This is a genomic window from Enteractinococcus fodinae, from assembly GCF_031458395.1.
In the GTDB taxonomy this organism is placed as follows: Bacteria; Actinomycetota; Actinomycetes; order Actinomycetales; family Micrococcaceae; genus Yaniella; species Yaniella fodinae.
Window position 1 is genome coordinate 2,892,008 of the sequence record NZ_JAVDYJ010000001.1, and the last position, 19,266, is coordinate 2,911,273.

Sequence of the window (19,266 nt, forward strand, 5' to 3'; positions counted from 1 at the left end):
TGTGCCATAAACCGGCTCACTCTTGCTGTGGGGGCTTGCGGGATTTTGTAGATCCGTTCCACATTGGTTTCGAATTTCAGCATAAATACCACCAGCCAGCCTCGACAGCGTAAAAGAAAACACTCACTCCACTGTCCGAGATTCGCGCAGCATAACTGAAGCGTGCTCAGCGTTGCCGGCGATATTATGCGAATTCTCGGCGGAAAAGGAGCTTACTTCGCCGGTCTCGACCAATTGACTAGAGACTTGACCGAAATTATGCCACAGCGTATTTAGATGGCTCGAGCACGTAATCATCGACATTAAAGGTTCCAAAGTCGTCAGCAAATCGAGTCATAAAATCAGGCCACAGCGAGGTCAGCCGCCCAGTGCCATCACCAAGATAAAACGAGTCGCAACCTCCTGTGAGCCACACGGTGCGAGCCGCGCGCTCGTCGAGAAAGTCCGTGAAGGACCTTTGACGATCCGGGCGAACACGAATGGTCGGAGTGTCCGAATCCATGGCAAAACGCAGCGCATCGGCAACGTGACCAGCCTGCGTCTCGATCATAAATATGATCGAACCGAAACCCAAGCCCACATGGGGACCATTGACGAAAAAGAAATTGGGGAATCCGTCGACGCTCATACCCCCATAGGCTCGAGCACCTTCTTCAGCCCACAGATCTGAAAGTCGAGTATCGTCTTCTCCGTGGATGATGCGGGTAATAGGAAGTCCCTCGGTGTCGTAACCGGTGCACACGATTATGACATCGAAATCTCGTTCCGCACCGGCCGCATCAATGATGCCTGTTTCCGTCATCTTCTCTGCCGCGTAAGGTACCAGCTCTACGTTCTCACGCTGCAAAGTAGGGTACCAGTCGTTCGAATTGAGGATGCGTTTACAACCGATGGCATAGGTCGGTCGCGTCATTTCTCGAAGTTCTGGGTCCTGGATCTGATTCTCTCGGTGAGCGTTGGCAATGCCCGTCATTCTGTCGATAGCAGCCTGTGCTCGGGCACGCTCTGGAAAACGCGTCTCATGCAGCCAGAAAAGGAATTGTCTATATTCCTCAAGAGTTTCTGGAAGACTTTCCCACATGCGCTTCTGCGCCTCGCTGTATTTGATGTCCACCCGCGGAACTATCCACGGAGGAGTGCGCTGAAAAACTGTAAGTGACTCGACATCATTAGCGATGGCCGGCACCACCTGGATAGCGGAAGCTCCTGTTCCGATAACCGCAACGCGTTTACCCTTGAGGTCGATGGAACTGTCCCACATGGCTGAGTGCATAAGATCGCCTTCGAAACCCTCGATGCCAGGAATCTTGGGCATCTTGGGTTCAGCTAAGGATCCGGTCGCGGTGACCACATAGTTGGCCTCATACGTCTCATGATCAGTCGTCACGATCCACGTTTGCGTACCGGTGTTCCAGCGGACTTCTAGGACCGATCGATTGAAAACGGTGTTCTCAGCGAGTCCCTCTTCTTGGGCAACGGTAACGAGGTAATCATTAATCTCAGCACCCCCAGCATAAGTCTTCGACCACCGAGGATTGTGACGGAAGGAAAAGGAATAAAGATGTGATTGAACATCGCATTCCACGCCTGGATAGACATTGTCGCGCCAGGTACCGCCGAACGTCTCACCTCGATCAATAATCGTAAAATCAGTGATGCCTCGACGACGCAGCATTGTTCCGGTCGCTATCCCTGCGACTCCTGCTCCGATAATAAGAATCGGGGTATGATTCGACGTCATAAATTTACCTTCTCTTTCAGTAACGATATGCAATCGTCAGGCTTGATTCGGAACTAGCCGGGAATGCGCTGAAATTTGACCACGGATGAGCTGGTCGTGTGCGTTATAGACCTGACTGACCCGCTCGGCAAGGATCCCATGTCCGGCGTCAACTTCCATGAGTGAAGCCCCCTGGATCGCACCGTAGAGTTCATATGAATGCTGTGGAGGGACCTTGAGGTCACGCAGCGGCACAACGATGAGAGTCGGACACTCCACGCGTGTGGCCTCGTCTGACACGTCTAAATGGTAGGCGGCGTTCAACCTGCGCAGCACCCGTGGATCTGCCACGGGCACTGCAGGGATAGTCGGATCGTAGGAAACACCTAGATGACGCCGGTATTGCGGTGAGTGCTCAAGAAGTGACGAATACCTTTGTGAAAGATGTTTGTCTTGGGACCAGAGTGCCACTCCCAAATCGATAGTTTCCTGCATGAGACGGTCGGACCGTAACCAGCCTGCAACTAGCGTTAAGCTGCTCACCAATCCGTTACTACGCGCCGCTGCTGCGACACTCACACCAGCACCGAGACCAAACCCTAGGAGGTGAACCACTCGTTCAGCTTCTACTTCTCTGCGTATAGTGCCAAGCACGGTCTGAACTCGTTCGTCGAAATCCGTCTCAACTTCAGAGCTCACCGTCCAGCCGCTAGGAAGGGGCCGGTCTGCCTGTGGTGGGTCTGCGTCAATTGTTGTGACGTGATAATCCCGGCCGAGCATCTCACCGTAGATAGCAAACTGTGCATCCGCTTGCTGCTCACTGCCGCCAACCTGAATGATGCTATGTTGAATGTTTCGCATAGATGCCTCTGCCGATTCGTATATTTGCATTTCAGTGCGCAACACGGCCGACGGTGAACCCACCGCATACATTGTGGATCTGCCCAGTTACGTAGCTGGTCCGCTCATCGAGCAAGTACGCTACCGTATTAGCAATATCCTTCGGTTGCCCCATGCGCTGGATCGGCAAGGAATTAAGAGCTGCCTGCACATTGGGATCCGACAGCGGGTTACCGACCGCGAACATCTTCGTTTCGATTGCACCGGGTGCGATCGCATTCACGGTGATGTCATGCTGGCCGAGTTCGAGTGCCCAAGTCTTCGTTAAGCCCAAGACAGCCGCTTTCGTGCTTGAATAAGAGGTTTTCTCAAGCTTGCCGTAGGCCGCCACAGAGCTAATATTGACAATCCGACCCATTCCGCGAGCCTTCATTGATGGAAGTAACGCCTGGGTCGCGAACACGGCGGCTTTAACGTTTATCGCCCACAACTCATCCATTCCGGCCTCGTCTACTTGCTCGAGCGTGGCACCGTTCGTTCCGCCCACATTGTTGACGATCCTCTCGATGGGGCCGTCCTTGAGCGCTTCTGCGACCGCATCCTGGACTTCTTCCACATCGGAAAGGTCCGCGTTAATTCCGGGACCCTGAAGGTCGATGGAGATCGGCTCGTAGCCGTCAGCCTCTAGTCGATTAATGATCTCAGAACCGATACCGCCATTGCCGCCTGTGACTATAACTCTTTCCGCCATAGGAAAGTCCCCCTCAGTGAGAATAAGTATTTGTTAGCTAATGAGAGTGCACTCTCATTTCATCGCTGCGTCAATATTAGCAATGTGACGTAGATTGTCAACAGAGTGATTTATTTCATACATAGTGAGACGCTCCACCGAAAAACAAAGCGCAGACCGCCAACTCAGAGCGAGGGACGAGCAGCAATGATTGCAGCTTATGACTCACACTGGCGGTGACTCGAATCCACGAATACTCGACATCACAGATCCATAAGGGCGGGCGTCAAGTACTGCACAGGCAAGAAGGTGTCGGTCGCATGGCTGCACAGCCGAATCTCTTTGAAAGGGGTCGGGTGAGCTCACGGAATTCAAGGGCATGAATATCTTGGGCGCGATAAAGTGCCTAGCAACTCCAGATCGGAGAACTCCGTACCCAGACGCCACAGTATTTCTCGCTCAAGTGAAAGTAACATGTTACTATCGGAGCTATTCGATTGCGGCACAGATCACAATGAGCTCCAAACCATATATGCCGCCAAGATGTTCCGCTCCAACCCTTGATGGAAGAGGTCCTAATGACTCTGGAAAGCACAGCTAACGTAACAGCAGAGGGCACCGCCCGCCGTATTCGAACAACCGACTGGGAAATACACTTCCATGAGGCCGGGAGCGGGCATCCGCTCATTCTTATCCACGGTTCAGCGCCAGGAACATCAGGCTGGAAGAACTTTTACCCGAACATTGAAGTCCTCTCGAAATCATTCCGAGTCTTGGCGCTCGATCTTCCTGGTTGGGGAGATTCCGACCCCGCATCCCCTGATAAAGCAAACCATGTTGAGGCTGTGCTCCAATTTATGGACGCACTACAAATCAATCAGGCAGCGCTCGTAGGCAACTCTATGGGAGCGATGACTGCACTACGGGTTGCCTCTGAATGGCCAGACCGCGTCTCACATATCGTAGCCAGCGGCTCTGCAGGACCACTGGCTCCAAAGATATTCAGTCCCGAGGGGATGAGTGAGGGGCTTAGGGCGCTAATATCAGCCTATCAAGAGCCAAATCAACAGAACATGCGAGAATTCTACGACGCCATCACATTCGAGCAAGGCGTCATCTCTGAAGAAGCCGTAGCCGAACGCGCAGAAGCCGCTGCTGCGCGCGAGGATCATAGGAATAACTTTCTCGCAGGAATCAGCACGCCGGGCTATCTCCCCATGTCCACGATCGATCAAGTTTCAGCCATCACAGCACCGACACTACTGATTCATGGACGCGATGACCGAGTGGTCCACTTCGAAAACTCGTTACAGTTATGTACGCTCATTTCCTCGGCGCGACTATATCTGATGAACCAATGCGGCCACTGCCCGCAACTCGAGTACCCCGATGAGTACAACCGAGTCGTCAAGCAGTTCATCGAGGCCTCCTAAAACACTTTCACCCTAACTGCTTGTAACATGTTACTTATCCCAGTAGCATGTTACACGTCTCGATAGTCGTCCTCCCCTGAGAGTGCAGCCATACAATGCGAGGTCATTACGACCCCTGCTTAAGGTTTGACGGCTACTCTCAAAGTCTTTTCTGGCGCTTTTGCGTCTGCTCATCATAAGGAAAACGATGGAAACCACTGATACTCTGTCCACCAGTGTCGAACTGCATCATCTCATTGCCGGGTCGTGGCGTGAGGGATCTGGCGCAACGCGAACTTCGTTAAATCCGGCACGACCCGAAGAGATCGTCGCGACGTACAGGCAGGCAGAGACCACCGACGTCTACGATGCAATGTCGGCCGCTAGAGCTGCGGCCCGAGCATGGTCTCAAACTCCTATTCATGAACGCGGTGCTGTTCTGCTGCGAGCCGCTTCGATTATCGAGGCCGACACAGACACTCTCGGCCTCGAACTCACCCGTGAAGAGGGTAAGACTCTGTCTGAGGGTATCGCTGAAGTCTCCCGAGCGGTACGGATTCTCCGCTATTGGGGCAACGAAGGCGACCGGATGGCCGGTGAATCTTATGCATCGCCCCGCCGTGGTGAGCGCATATTTGTCACTCGTAAGCCACTTGGGGTTGTGGGAGTGGTGACTCCTTTTAATTTCCCGATTGCTATTCCAGCTTGGAAAATCGCACCCGCACTGGTGTACGGGAACACCGTGGTGTGGAAACCTTCGTCGGATGTGCCATTGTTGGCATACCGCTTGGCTGAGGCACTCACTACTGCCGGTTTACCCGACGGTGTGCTGAACTTATTCATCGGCCCCGGGTCGCTAGGCAACGATTTGCTGGAACATCCTGAACTCGACGGGCTTACCTTCACCGGCTCAACCGAAGTCGGATTATCGTTGGCGAGCAAGGCTGCCTCCAAAGGTATCCCCATGCAAGCGGAGATGGGCGGCAAGAATGCTTCGGTGGTACTCGAAGACGCCGATCTCGACCTTGCAGTCGAGGAAGTAATAAAGGGCGCGTTTCGGTCCACCGGCCAAAAGTGCACAGCCACGTCGAGATTGATCATCGCTGAGTCCGTGGCTGACGAGTTCCTCGCGCGCCTAGTGGCACAGATCAAGGAATGGCGAGTCGGTGATCCCTCTGATCCAGCGATGCATATGGGCCCCCTCGTCTCTAGTTCTGCCGCAGCCAGGGTACGCGAAGGGATTTCTCGCGCAATCCAAGAAGGGGCGCAGGTTGTTTATAACCCAGGGGACGAACCACTCCCCCCAGTAGACAGTTACGTGGCGCCGACGGTGCTGGAGTTACCGCCTGGTGAGGCTGCGCTGGCAAACTCAGCGTGGCACCAAGAACTCTTTGGTCCGGTGCTGACAGTGCGGCGGGTCCGCGACAGTGCGGAGGCTTTCCGACTAGCTGGGGACAGTGAATTTGGGCTCTCCTGTGCAGTTTTCTCTCAGGATATTACTCGCGTGCTCGAGGCCGTCGAGGGAATCGATGTCGGTGTGCTGCATATAAACTCTGAATCTGCCGGTTCGGAACCACACGTGCCTTTCGGCGGTGCCAAGAAGTCTGGCTACGGTCCGATGGAACAGGGGGGCGCAGCCAAGGAGTTCTTCACCCACACCACCACGGCGTACATTAGCGGAGGCCATTCGTGACGTATTCAACGGCTGGTGATACTGAATCAATAACCAATTTATCCAGCATAACTAAAACCTCTACAGTCGACATTCGTGACCAATTCCGCACCGACCTTGCAACTCTGGGAGCGTATGTATCAGATGCGTCTGTCTTCCGGAGAACGCCCCAAGCTGTCTTTGAACCTCGGAATCTCGAGGAAGTGCGCTCCGCACTTGAGGCTGCGCGCGAGGAAGGTTGGTCGGTTACCGTACGCGGTGGTGGCACTTCAGTGGCAGGAAATGCGATCGGGCAAGGCCTGATTATCGACACATCCCGCCACTTTAATCGCATTTTGGAGATCGACCCTGTCAATCGCACCGCGCGTGTCCAACCGGGCGTCGTCTGCGATGTACTTCGTGAGGCAGCGGGCGAATATGGTTTGACATTCGGTCCCGACCCTTCGACTCACAGTCGTTGCACAATCGGCGGAATGATCGGTAATAATGCGTGTGGTTCCCACTCTATGCAATGGGGTACCACTGCAGACAACGTCGTGGAGCTAACGATCATGCGCGCAGACGGCGAACTCGTTACCCTTGGTCATGGGACAGTCAGCGATCCTAATCTTGAAAAGCAGCTTATCGCGCTACGAGACGAAAACCTCGCGATGTTGCGTACTGAGCTGGGTCGGTTTCCCCGCCAGGTCTCCGGTTATGGTCTGCACCATCTCACACAAGAAGCCGGCTTCGACGTAGCAAAGGCGTTTGTTGGTAGCGAAGGCACTAGCGGAATTGTCGTTGAGGCAGTGGTGCGGCTCGTCGAACGGCCGGCAGCAAGCGCACTGGCAGTCATGGCTTTCGAAAGCGTCTTCGATGCCGCCGGCGCCGCACCGCTGGCCAAGCGCGCAGGCGCTTCGACCGCTGAGGGTATGGGTTCAGACCTGTTAGATGCCTTGTGGATGAGCAAAGGAGATACTGGCGCAGACGAACTGCTACCAGGCGCCCATGGAAATCCACGTCCGGCAGGTGGCTGGTTATACTGCGAGACAACGGGAGACTCACCTGAGCAGGCAGGACAACGCGCTGCTGCCCTGGTCAGAAAGTTTGAATCGGAGTCAAGCCACCGTCTCGTGGACTCCGTCGTCGTGAGTGACCACCAAGAGGTACGGCAGCTGTGGAAAATTAGAGAATCCGCAGCGGGCCTGGTCACCAGGCTCCCTGACGGTCGTGAGGCGTGGCCATCGTGGGAAGATTCCGCTGTGCCTCCTGAAAAACTCGCGGATTACCTCAGAGATCTCTACGGGCTGCTCGATAAACACGGTCTTGAGGGCGTCCCCTTTGGCCACTTCGGTGATGGTTGTGTGCACATCCGGATCTCGTTCACTCCTGGTACCGATGCAGGCATGGCAACTTATCGGACTTTCATGGAGGAAGCCGCTGCGACGGTTGCCCGGTATGACGGATCGCTTTCTGGTGAGCACGGTGATGGTCGAGCCCGTTCGGAGCTCCTACCACTTATGTATTCACCAGATGCCTTGTCAGCTTTCACCCGCTTCAAGCAGATTTTCGATCCGACAGGCCTCTTCAATCCTGGAATACTAGTCGATCCCGAAGCTCTCGATGACAATCTGCGGCCCGGACCAGGCCAACGGAAGAAAGAATTCATCCCGTTACATGCACTTTCACGTGATGGCGGGTCTTTGGTCAATGCAGTCAACCGCTGCGCCGGGGTCGGGCTGTGCCGAACTGAGTCCGATGCCATGTGTCCCTCGTTCCAGATCACAGGAGATGAGGTGCATAGTACACGAGGACGAGCTCGAGTTCTTTCAGAGATGTTGCGTGGCGAAGTGTTTACTGAAGGAACTGATTCCGAGCAGGTAAAAGATGCACTCGATCTTTGCCTGTCATGTCATGCGTGCGCGTCAGAATGTCCGGTGAACGTTGACATGGCGACATATAAATCGGAATTCCTGCATCAGCACTACCAGAAACGCCGCCGTCCAATGGCCCATTACTCCATGGGTTGGCTGCCACTTACTTCACACCTTCTACACCGAATACCCGGTGCAGCATGGTTCGCGGATAAAGCATTAAGAATCCGTCCTGTCGAGCAACTGGTGAAGCGGCTGGGAGGCATTGATCCCTCCCGGAAGATGATTAACTTCGCCTCCAGTAGCTTCCAATCACGTGCGCGACGGCGTCGTAGAAACACTCAGGTAGAACATACACGGGGAAAAGTCATTCTGTGGCCAGACAGTTTCACGAACCACTTAGATCCCGCCGTGCCTATGGACGCCCTTGAGGTTCTGGAAGCGCTTGGTTATGAGGTCACAGTCCCTCAGGGGTTCATTTGCTGTGGACTCACCTGGCACTCCACCGGTCAACTGGACACTGCACAGAAGGTCATCACCAGAACACTCGACCAGCTAGAAGACAACCTCGACGGGGAGACCCCTGTGGTATGCCTAGAGCCTTCGTGTGCCGCAATGTTAATCGATACGGCACCAGAGTTGCTTCCTGACGACGCCCGTGCGCATTCATTAGCTCAACAAGTCGTCTCTTTCAGCGAATTCCTCACCTCCCACAAGCAGGCTGGCGGAATTTGGCCCTTTGAAAAGCTCCAAATGGACGCGCTTAGCCAGACCCACTGTCACGAACGCTCCCGGGGCGGTCATGATGCCACCTCCAGCGTCTTAGAAGACGTTGGGGTTAATGAAGAATCCATCCAGACCGGTTGTTGTGGCCTGGCTGGCAACTGGGGCTTCGAGCCTGGACACGCCCAAATGTCACGAGATCTGGGTGAGCGTGAGCTCTTCCCTCGCGTTCGGGCTGCTACGCAAGGCGAAGCTATCCTTGCAGACGGCTTCTCATGCCGGACACAAATAGAGGAAGGCACTGGAGTACGTGGCAAACACCTTGCGCAACTACTGAAGAACGCGTTGCATAGATAGGCCCATAGTTTGCGAGCAATAAGAGAAGAAAGCTCTAAGTTGTCGTTCCTGGCTGATGATCGGCATCTGTGAGGACGGGAGAATCCACTCCCGTGACGCGCATTTCAATTCCAAATGCTTCCCAGCGAAAATCTGTCTGAAAAGGTCGTTCCAACTCCACAGGCTAACCATCAGCCAGTTCCTCTGGCCATCAAGGAGGCCGTCACTCATCGGTCCGCGTGATTGCATTACTTCCCCGCAAGTTATTACCAGCGGTTTCTCCGCCGTCAATCACAAATGAAGCTCCGGTGACGAAGCTCGACTCTTTCGAAACTAGATAAACGATCAACGAAGACACTTCTCTCGGTTGCCCTACTCGACCCAGAGGAATCTGACCAAGTCCTCGCTGCAGATCTGCAGTTAGAGGGGTTTCGATGCTGCCCGGATGTACAAGGTTCACTCGTATCCCATGCTGCGCGAGATCTAATGCGGAACTTTTAGTAAGACCTTGCAGCGCTGACTTAGCGGTGCTATAGGCTACTAAATCCTTGAAGCCCGAGAAACCTGCAATTGAGGAAATATTTATGATCGATGCCGCTTCAGATTGTTTCAGTTGGGGCACGGCTGCTTTCATCCCATAAAACGATCCATGTAAATTTACTCCGAGTGTTTCGTGCCACCCATCGATAGTCTCTACTTCGACTGAGCCCGTCGTTCCCATCCCAGCATTGTTGACAAGTGCATCGAGACGCCCGAAACGCTCCACGGTCTTGTCTATTGCTTCCAGCCAATTGTCATAATCACTCACATCGAGCCGGAAAAACATCGTCTCGTCTTTATCAATAATGTTGGCTAGGTCACGTCCGCCTTCTTCGTCAATGTCTGCAATGACGACAGATGCGCCTTCGCTAACAAGATGCTTTGCGTGAGCTGCGCCCATTCCTGACGCTGCACCGGAAACGAACACAACCTTACCGGCCAACCTGCCCTCTACCTTTGTCTGCATAAAACCTTCCATTCATTATTTTCAACTCGAGCCTGAAGAGGATAAGAACTTTGGGAGACCCTGACACACTCTATTAAGTCATGTCAAGAGTGGAACGGAGCCCGAGACCCACTCAACAGTTTTCCAAGCCCGGGACCAGGCCCACTTACAACTAGCTGCATTACCGCCGAATGGTGGGTCCGAGCATCACTGCCTCGTAGGTAAGACTAACGACGTGATTGATGCAGCTCCCCCGGAAAGGAACCATCCCAGCTGAATCGCAAAGACAAATATCAGAAAGGTCGCAAACACGTAGTTCGTACTGCGTAAACCAAACTGGTTAGGGCGTTGAAAGAGTGGTCTATCCAGCGGTTGCGTCCGCCACGTGTAAACAAGGCTGCGAACATACCTGCAGGTACCCCGATAAGTAGGGTGAAGCTGATCGCAAGCAGCGCTATCTGTGCCGTAAATGGAAGGCGGGTAAGCGCAATATCCGCGATCAGAGCTCCAGACGAAAAAGAGTAGCCCATATCCAGTGTGAACACCGACGACATAATGCCAGAATTGGACGAGCAAAGGCTCTTCCAATCCCAATGCCTGGCTAGTTTGGCCCTACTTGCTCCGCAGTTGCCCCCTCGCCTGCGACCACTACAGCAGGATCACCAGGTATCAGGGGCATGATTAAGAAAGTGATTACGATTAACAGTGCGGCCGATGAAAAATCCACCAGTGCGCACTAGCGCAAACCGTACCAGGGATGATCTCTCAGCTGGCGAGGCGGCCGCCCGCCTCCGGGAGTATGTGCAGCTTTCCCGGAGACGGCAGCCGTATCAGTGTGAAGTGAGGTCATTATAGATACCTACTTCGTGATACGCATCGTTTTTGACTGGACTGTTCCGTCAACTACCTGCACACTGAAACCGTCAGCAGTAGTTGCTTGGGCAACCAGGGTACTCAGTGGAACAAGGTGTGCAGAATCGATGAGGCTCTGCTGAATTTCTTGATAAATCTCGCAGCGTTTTTCTTCGTCTGGCTCTGCTTGAGCTTGACTGAACCGTTCTAGGACCTCGTTTTTTTCACTGCCAGTACTATTGCGTCCGCCATCTTCAGGAGCAGCGCCGGTAAATGGAGATAATCCCCCGTACATCGTGCGCGATAGATTCAACAACGCCATCACTGTCATGTCCCACGATTCAGGCTTAGAGTCGAGCTCAGTAGCCCAGGTGGTATTATCCACATTCCGAAGCTCCACTTCCGCTCCGAGCTCACGGAGGGCTTGATCCACATAAGAGTTGCCGGCACCGTTGGGACCTACAGCTTGGGTGCCGATTTGTCGAATGACCTCACTGTCTTGCAGAACGGACTGCGATGAGTCGACATCCTGGGGAAGAAGAAGAGTGTCGTCTGTGAGTGCGCACTGGACTTCTTCTGGCACGAAACTTGCTAATAACTCGCCGTTACCGTTCGTCGCTGCCTGATTGAACGCTTCTCTGTCTAAGGCCTGAGCCACTGCCCTGCGGTTCTCCTCTTCAGCAAAGGGGGTCCCTTCGCGCTCGTTGAACATTATGAACTGGACAGCTGCGGGATACCGCTCTGTATTAAAATCATCGTTACCGTCGAACCGTTCCATCGGCTCACCAGTAATGTTGGCAATGTCTAGGGTGCCCGTGAGTAGGCCATTGGCAATGCTGTTGTAGTCGCCGTTGATCGCGTACTTGATTGTCGCGGCCGGTACGCCCTCCAACGGTGTCTCATACTCGGGCCATTCATATTCCTCACGCAGTGCGAAGTCAACTGTGACGCCAGGTTGATAATTGTCTAAGGTATAAGGTCCAGAATAAGCTCCGTCGGCTTCACCTGCTGCCAGCGCTTCCTGATCTTCCAGTCCCGCTGGACAGATGATTCCCGTTTCCGGCAGGGTAAGCCCGTAAGGCATGTCTGCCCAGGGAGTTTCTAATTCTATCGTCACAGTTCCAGCCTCATCGTCGACTGTGAGTTCCGGATCTGAGGGACCAAAAACAATGTGCTTATTTCGAGATTCGCTGATAAACGCCTCGAGCGAATCGGCGACGACTGTGGGCGTAATCTCTGTGCCATCAGAACAAGTAGCTCCCTCACGAATGGTGAACACGCCCTTTTCAGGAGTCGCTTCCCAATCACTAGCCAGATCCCCTACAAGCCCTCCTGAAGGATCTCGTGAGACAAGAGTCCCATAGAGAAACGCATCCACTATGAATGCACTGACACCCTGAGCCTCGAGGGGGTTAAAGCTGTTCGGATCACCGTCCATTGTGGTGCGAATCGTGTCCGTAGACATCTCACCTCCGGCTGCCGCGCTATCTTCGCCAGTGGTGCAAGCGGAGAGGGTGAGGGCTAGTGCAGAGAGCCCTGCGATAGTGCTCATCAAAGGTTTTCGGTGGGCACGGCTAGTATTTGACGGTTTTGGCCTACTTAAAAGCATGTTCATGTGTCCTCGAATCCTATGTAGGGAATTTCAAGCGTGAGTCGATAATTGGTTTGGGCCACCGTAGGCATCTGGAGGATGGGAGATGCGCGGAAGCTTCGAAGCGTCATTGATGAGGTACGCCGTAGCTATGACACGTCTGGATGAGGTAAGTGGTAACTACTCAAAAATTCGTTATGATGACAGCGAGATTACAAGTGACCTAGATCACTGTCAAGCAACCATCCGCATCGAAGCTCATTTATCTTCACTCAGAATGGAGTATCCGTGCCTTTTCAAACAGAAACTAGCCCACTCTTGGAAACCGACCATCTATTACCGGACCTTGTGGCTCTTCGCCGCTCTCTACATTCCACACCGGAAGTTGGTTTGCATCTTCCTGAAACGCAAAGGACAATCCTCGCTGCCTTGGAAGGACTACCGCTTGAAATCAGCTTGGGCAAAGGCCTCTCCTCAATTGTTGCAGTGTTACGAGGTGACTACGGCGGACCAACGGTCTTACTCCGTGGAGATATGGATGCTTTGCCGGTGCAGGAGAATACCGGTTTGGCCTATGCGGCTACTAACGGAAACATGCATGCGTGTGGCCATGACCTGCACACGGCTGGACTTGTAGGTGCGGCGAAGTTGTTGTCAGGACTGAAGTCGGAACTGCACGGCTCTGTGATATTCATGTTCCAGCCCGGCGAGGAAGGGTACGGTGGAGCCAAAAAAATGATCGAGGAAGGAGTGCTTGAAGCTACCGGAGAGCGCCCTATCGCCGCTTACGGCCTTCACGTGGCTCCTGGTCCTAGAGGGACGTTCATGTATCGTAGCGGTCCAGCCTTAGCCGGGGCTAGCGAGTTAAATATCAAGGTTCATGGAAAAGGAGGACACGGGTCTAGACCAGAAAGCGCTATTGATCCAGTTCCAGCCCTGGTCAAGATAGCTGGCTCTCTTCAAGAGATGCTTGCGAGCAAATTCCCCACCTTCGATCCAGTGGTGCTTACAGTGACACAGCTCAAAGCGGGTGAAGCAATCAACGTAATTCCAGCGACCGCAGAGCTCGGGGCTACAGTTCGAACGCTCTCATTTGAGGCAAATGAACGGTTGCGAATCCATACAAAAGCACTCGCCGAGGGAATAGCGGCATCCTTTGGTTGTACTGCAGAAATCGAATGGCACGTCTCGTATCCCGTAACTGTCAATCATCCGGATGAAACTGCCGAAGCTGCTACAAGTCTAAAAAAGCATTTCGGACATGAGCGGGTGGTGGAATCGGCTGAGCCTGCGATGGGTTCAGAAGATTTCTCTGAAGTTCTCCAGCGGGTGCCTGGTACTTTCTTCTTTTTAGGAACCAGCCCACCTGAAGTAGACTTCGAGAAAGCTGCGTGGAACCATTCGCCAGAAGTTCTCTTTGACGATGCGGTGCTCGGCGATCAAGCGGCAGCTTTGGCATTACTTGCGATGCGGAAATTGACACCAAGCGGTTAGTGTTATGCGCCGCGAAGTCACTTCCAGATGATAAGTCGAATTGGAGATACCGACTGCCCCACGTAGCCTTGATCGCCGATCCATGATGTGCGTGCTTGTTGATCCTGTGGCGAGTATCCAAGGTGGAATAGCCTAGGCGATGCGATGCTAGCGTTTGGTTCTACCAAGGGACTGAACGTTGCATGGCTACTATGAGTGTGGTGGACTACCGCATTTCCTAGCCAGATACTGACAGCTTTTCAAAACCCCGTTAGAGCAGGCGGATGAACCGCGGCCTGCTCGGCCTGCCAACCCTCGACTGCTTAGATAACGGATCTCGACCTCCTCGGAATGAACAAAAAGGGCCGTCACGGAATACATCAGCGGTGTGATACCGCGCTGTACCGTGACGGCCCTTGCTTGCGTACCGAAGCTTAGCAAGACATGTTTAAGGTCCTAGCTGGCGTCGGCTGATTCTTTCGCCGCCTCTGTAATGACAGAGTTCTTGCGGCGGTGCGACATGTACGCCATGGCACCGCCGATGGCAACGATGATGACCATCATGATGATGGTTCCGGGACGCTCGAAGAAGATGCCCATGCTGCCATCGCTCATCACCATGGTGCGACGGAAACCGTTTTCGATAACCGGGCCCAAGATGAAGCCCAGGATGACCGGAGTCATGTCGAAACGATACTTCTTCAACAAGAATCCGATGATGCCAAAGACTGCCGCTACGAACACATCGAACAGCTGGTTGTTGGCACTGTAGACACCACAGAACGCGATGACGACAACGAATGGGAACATCAGTCCGGCAGGGATCCGAAGGATCTGGACGAACGCTCCGATGGCCGGCAGGTTGAAGAGCAACAGCAAGGCGTTGCCAATGTACATCGAGGCGATAACACCCCAGAAGACATTCGGGTGATCTTCAATCATGGTCGGGCCAGGAGTGACGTTGTGCAGCATCAGCACACCGAACAGCAGTGCCAGCACCGAGTTGGGTGGCAAGCCTAAGGTCAACAGCGGGATAAACGCGGAGTTCGATGAGGCGTTATCTGCGGTTTCGGTTGCCGCTAGCCCATCGATGGCGCCCTTGCCAAATGCTCAGGGTTCTAAGGTCGGAACTTGGCGGAGAGGATGTTGAGGCTGGCTAGTGTTTGGGCATTCGTAGGGTGAAAAAGAGGATTGGGATGACGAAAAGTCCTAATCCAATCCAGATAGCTGGAGTCATTGCCCAGTCACCAGCGATGCCGCCTAACGAAATAATCAGCAGCACGGTGGCACTGAAAGTCATCCACACCATGAGCTGCACGCCGTTTTTATAGTGCGTTTGAATATTGTTCTCGGTGGTCTTCCCAGTGCCGTAGTTGAAGATGCGGGGATACCGGGTAAGGAGCGCACAACCAAGGATTGTGGCCAGCAATAACGCTGCAGGAATGAGTAACTCCCAAGGGGAGCCATAACGGTTCACAGAACCATCTGCAGCAAAGTGCATCGGAAGCTGGTCTGGCATCGATGGGATGCGAAATATCATCCAGATGGTATAACCGATAGCCACCACCACGCTGCTGATCAATAGGAACCGGTGGAAAGTATCAAGAGTGAAGGTGGGCTGCGGCCGGCTCCGCTTGGTGGGATAGTGCAACACCCCTTCTTCATCCCGAAAAGGTACCCCACGCCGGATCGCTTCAACGTAGGTATGAGCCGGTTCGTGTGCTGAAGTATCTTCCACCTGAACTATCGCTCCTCGCATTCTTCATGAGGTCGTTTATCGCCGATCGGTGCTCTACCATTCTCTCAACCCACTGTGACATATCCAGAGCCCATGGCTCCTAGGGGTGCTCTGCCCTAATAATCATAAGGACACCAATAAGAGAGTCGCGGCGAAGACGAGTCCGGAAGCAATGAGCACGATCGTGGTGTAGCCGAGTAGGTCGCGCATCTTCAGCCCCGCGATGGCCAACAACGGAAGGGCCCAGAACGGCTGGATCATGTTCGTCCACTGGTCACCGTACGACACCGCCATGATGGTGATTTCGGGATCGACATTGAGTTCAGCACCGGCCGAGAGCATGATGGGGCCCTGGACGGCGAATTGTCCACCGCCAGAGGGGACGAAGAAGTTCACCAGTCCAGCTGCTAGGAATGCCAACACCCCAAAGGTGACGGGATTGGAGACAGCCACGATAGCTTCGGAGAAGATCTGGATGAGTCCGGATCCCTCCATGAGTCCCAAAATGCCCGCATACAGGGGGAATTGCAGTAGGATCTCCCCCACGTTGGATGCTGCGTTTTTCGTCAAGGCGATCAGTTCAAAGGGATTGCGCACCAACAGGAGAATGAGCCCAAGGAATGACCAGTTCACCGTGTTGAGTGTCAGGGTGCCACCCTGAGCAAAGTGCAGCACCAGATAGGTGACCACCATCAGTCCAAGTAACAGAGTGACGATGCGACTGGCGTCGATGCGGTCAGCGGGGGTGACAACTTCTTCTTGTCCATCAACGACTTCCTGGCGAGCGTCGGCGGTGAACTCAATAATGTGGTCGCCCTTCCGGGGTGCGATCAGATACAGCGCCAGAGCGACCACGATGATAGTGACCGCAGCCGCTATCATGTTCCAGCCCGAAAAGACCGTCTGACTAAGCGGGATGGTTTCGCCGCCCAATGCTTCAGCCATGAAGGAATCCTCGGTGGCAGCGGTCAGTGGGCCGGACGCCGAATAACCCATGTGCCAAACAATGAATCCACAGAAGCCCGAGGCTACCAACATTGGGAAGTGCAGCTTCAGCCCACGTTGAGCACCCTGATAGGCGACTTCTCGAGCTAACAGCGCTCCGACAATGAGGCCCAATCCCCAGGTGATGAGACTGGCGATTGCCGCGACAAGAAAAACGAACACATACGCAAAGAGTTCACTCTGCGGCACACTTCCGAGAAACGCTAGACCGCGCCGCACCGGACCTGTGTTGGCCAGAATATGGCCGAAGAGTAAGATCAAGGCCATTTGCGTGATGAAGTCCAACAGGCCGGCCAGGCCGTCACCCCAGTGCAGCATGAGGTCGGTCGGTGGAGTATCAGTCAGAAACAGCGCGAGAATGACAACGATGAAGGTCAGCAGAATCGAGAAGACCAGCGCCGACGGGATGAACCGTTCTACCAGGTTATTCAGGGGCCGCATCGCTCGCGAGATCGGTGTGCCTTCTTTATCTTTGGCGGCTGTATTGCTGGAGCGTGAATCGGTGGATGACATACTGAGCTCCTCTAATTCAGGGTGTGAGTCCTGCACACTATGTGATATGCATCATAGTTCAGCGTGACTTGGGGAGGAAGGGAGCACTGTTGGCCCACCTGGACTGGTGCCTCAGTGTCCCCAAGAGTTACGAATGTGTGCGCTCAGAGGCGTTCGAGCGCAGACGATGGCGATACAAGCGAATGTTGAGTGCAGTCAGTCCTGCGGTAAGCGGTAATGCCAAGACCGCGCCGATAACACCGGTCGCAAAGAAGGCGAAACTGAAGTACATGCGGCCGAACTCGGGTAGCGAGAAGGCCAGAACCGGCACGAGCAGCAGAACAAGCGTCGCCACAAGTGACCACGCGAAGGTTTTTCCCACCGAGAGGTACATCCATAAGCCGCGTCGTCTCCGAGACACAACAATCGCCAGGTAAACCGCCAGAGCGACAACAAAGACTGCGACAACTGAGTACAGGACTGGGTCGAAGAACCTCTCGTGGATGAAGCCACCTTGATCAGTCGTCAGTCTGAGAAGGAAGACCACCTGACTCAGCAAAATGCTGATTGCCGCTGTCAGAAGGCCCAGTGCGAAGCTTGTCCATCCGTTGGGTGGTGGAACAGACGCGTTCACGAAATCAATCCCTCGTATGTCAGTGACGGTAAACATCAGCCACCCTGAACCCGGATAGTCCAATGTTCAACCAAGCTCAGGCTACACGGTGGGGGTAACCAAGCATCGAAACCGATATCAAACTTCAGATTGTCGGGCTCGCGTTTGAAGTGCAACGGAAAAGCTGCGCTGATCTCGGTTAGTTTATGTGAAATAGTCGTCGTCGATCTCGACCACGCTATATGTTTGCTTCACTTCGACACCTACGCGGTATTGGATCATAAGTGACACAAGTTGCTGTCCGTCGACCAGGATGATGCGGTCCGGACTGTTATTGACGTACTCTAGAGCGCCCGAGGTAAACCTACCCGTGGTAATAAACACTCCACCGTCTGCCTTGCCACGCAGGGCTCCAGCGAAGCTTTGTACTTCTGGACGTTGCACCGCAGTGTTCGCCCCGTATCGTTTGGCTTGGATATAAACTTTATTTAGTCCGAGAGCGTCTTGGTCGATAACGCCATCGATCCCGCCATCACGGGTAAACCTTGTGACTTGACCACGTCCGTGGACTCCGCCGTACCCCATTTTCAGCAGCAGATCTACGACCGCTTCCTCAAAGAACCCCCACTCTCGTTCTTGAAGTCGAGATAGTAGTTGATAACCGATGTCCTCATGGATTCGCGTTATGCCTTGCTCGACTTGGGCAATGGGATCAAGCTTGGTGTCAACCTGCTCCACTTCATCGGATTTCTGCGCCCCATCCTCGTGCTTGGGCACAGTGATCCACCATTTATCATCAGGCTTGGCTAGCATTCGAAGATGATGCTCAGTGACACGGTCCGGGTGCTCAACGAGTAACTGTCGACCAATCCCTGTGATCCGATAGTGAGCTCGTTGGGGTCGCTCGAGCGCATCAACTCGAGTCAAGTATGAAGCGGCCCAACCAATGCGATTAGCAACCATAGATTGACCACTACTGACGGTGGCACTCAGCTGCTCTTCTGTCAGCTTCATCCTCACTGGCACTTCTCGTCGCAGTTCTCTAATCGATAGTGTTTCGCCCTCATTGAGAACTCTGAGAACCCACACATTAAAATCTTCCCATGATGGGACGCTCATACTCTGCAAAGCCTTCCGGTTATCTGTTTGATCAAGCGTGCCGTCTAGCATCCTAGTTACTGCACCTAGCTAACCTTGCCAACAAACATCCTCGAATCTCAGCTCCGCGTGC

The 19,266-nt window shown here is 53.8% G+C and carries 13 protein-coding genes and 1 pseudogene; 4 read left to right on the forward strand and 10 right to left on the reverse strand.

Annotation, left to right across the window (positions count from 1 at the left end; translation table 11 throughout):
* Positions 1-256: 256 nt before the first annotated feature.
* The 3 genes from J2S62_RS13455 to J2S62_RS13465 are packed head-to-tail and all read right to left on the reverse strand — an operon-like array spanning position 257 to position 3,311.
* The gene (locus tag J2S62_RS13455) at positions 257-1,741 is read right to left on the reverse strand and encodes a flavin-containing monooxygenase (RefSeq protein ID WP_310175619.1); all 1,485 of its coding nucleotides are present in this window, start codon (positions 1,739-1,741) and stop codon (positions 257-259) included.
* A gap of 36 nt (positions 1,742-1,777) precedes the next feature.
* Positions 1,778-2,581, reverse strand: a complete 804-nt coding sequence (locus J2S62_RS13460; protein WP_310175622.1) for an alpha/beta fold hydrolase — start codon at positions 2,579-2,581, stop codon at positions 1,778-1,780.
* A 31-nt stretch (positions 2,582-2,612) separates the two neighbouring features.
* Positions 2,613-3,311: an SDR family NAD(P)-dependent oxidoreductase gene (locus tag J2S62_RS13465; protein ID WP_310175624.1), complete on the reverse strand. Its 699-nt coding sequence runs from the start codon at positions 3,309-3,311 to the stop codon at positions 2,613-2,615.
* Between the two features lie 557 nt (positions 3,312-3,868).
* On the opposite strand from J2S62_RS13465, the gene J2S62_RS13470 reads away from it, so the two are divergent.
* From J2S62_RS13470 to J2S62_RS13480, 3 genes are all read left to right on the forward strand, one after another.
* A complete protein-coding gene (locus J2S62_RS13470; protein WP_310175626.1) occupies positions 3,869-4,723 on the forward strand; it encodes an alpha/beta fold hydrolase in 855 nt (284 codons plus the stop codon).
* 187 nt (positions 4,724-4,910) lie between these two features.
* A complete protein-coding gene (locus J2S62_RS13475; RefSeq protein ID WP_310175627.1) occupies positions 4,911-6,395 on the forward strand; it encodes an aldehyde dehydrogenase family protein in 1,485 nt (494 codons plus the stop codon).
* Complete coding sequence (locus J2S62_RS13480) at positions 6,392-9,307, forward strand: FAD-binding and (Fe-S)-binding domain-containing protein (RefSeq protein ID WP_407650002.1); 2,916 nt, start codon at positions 6,392-6,394, stop codon at positions 9,305-9,307. The genes J2S62_RS13475 and J2S62_RS13480 overlap by 4 nt, the downstream gene beginning before the upstream one ends.
* 202 nt (positions 9,308-9,509) lie before the next feature.
* Here J2S62_RS13480 and J2S62_RS13485 read toward each other — a convergent pair whose 3' ends face one another.
* Entirely contained in the window at positions 9,510-10,292 is a 783-nt protein-coding gene (locus tag J2S62_RS13485) for an SDR family NAD(P)-dependent oxidoreductase (protein WP_310175629.1), read from the reverse strand.
* A gap of 838 nt (positions 10,293-11,130) precedes the next feature.
* Entirely contained in the window at positions 11,131-12,588 is a 1,458-nt protein-coding gene (locus J2S62_RS13490) for an ABC transporter substrate-binding protein (RefSeq protein WP_310175631.1), read from the reverse strand.
* Between the two features lie 414 nt (positions 12,589-13,002).
* Here J2S62_RS13490 and J2S62_RS13495 point away from each other — a divergent pair, with 414 nt between their 5' ends.
* On the forward strand, positions 13,003-14,208 hold the full coding sequence (locus J2S62_RS13495; protein ID WP_310175633.1) for a M20 metallopeptidase family protein: 1,206 nt from the start codon (positions 13,003-13,005) through the stop codon (positions 14,206-14,208).
* 435 nt (positions 14,209-14,643) lie between these two features.
* On the opposite strand, the pseudogene J2S62_RS13500 reads toward J2S62_RS13495, so the two are convergent.
* From J2S62_RS13500 to J2S62_RS13520, 5 genes and pseudogenes are all read right to left on the reverse strand, one after another.
* A pseudogene (locus J2S62_RS13500) lies at positions 14,644-15,282 on the reverse strand (tripartite tricarboxylate transporter permease); the annotation flags it as partial.
* A gap of 61 nt (positions 15,283-15,343) precedes the next feature.
* Positions 15,344-15,925 carry a DUF1648 domain-containing protein gene (locus tag J2S62_RS13505; protein WP_310175635.1) on the reverse strand — a complete coding sequence of 194 codons (582 nt, stop codon included), beginning with the start codon at positions 15,923-15,925 and terminating at the stop codon, positions 15,344-15,346.
* 123 nt (positions 15,926-16,048) lie between these two features.
* Positions 16,049-17,371 carry a short-chain fatty acid transporter gene (locus tag J2S62_RS13510; RefSeq protein ID WP_310175890.1) on the reverse strand — a complete coding sequence of 441 codons (1,323 nt, stop codon included), beginning with the start codon at positions 17,369-17,371 and terminating at the stop codon, positions 16,049-16,051.
* A 199-nt stretch (positions 17,372-17,570) separates the two neighbouring features.
* A complete protein-coding gene (locus J2S62_RS13515; RefSeq protein WP_310175637.1) occupies positions 17,571-18,092 on the reverse strand; it encodes a hypothetical protein in 522 nt (173 codons plus the stop codon).
* A gap of 147 nt (positions 18,093-18,239) precedes the next feature.
* On the reverse strand, positions 18,240-19,205 hold the full coding sequence (locus tag J2S62_RS13520) for a restriction endonuclease (protein WP_310175640.1): 966 nt from the start codon (positions 19,203-19,205) through the stop codon (positions 18,240-18,242).
* Positions 19,206-19,266 lie beyond the last annotated feature (61 nt).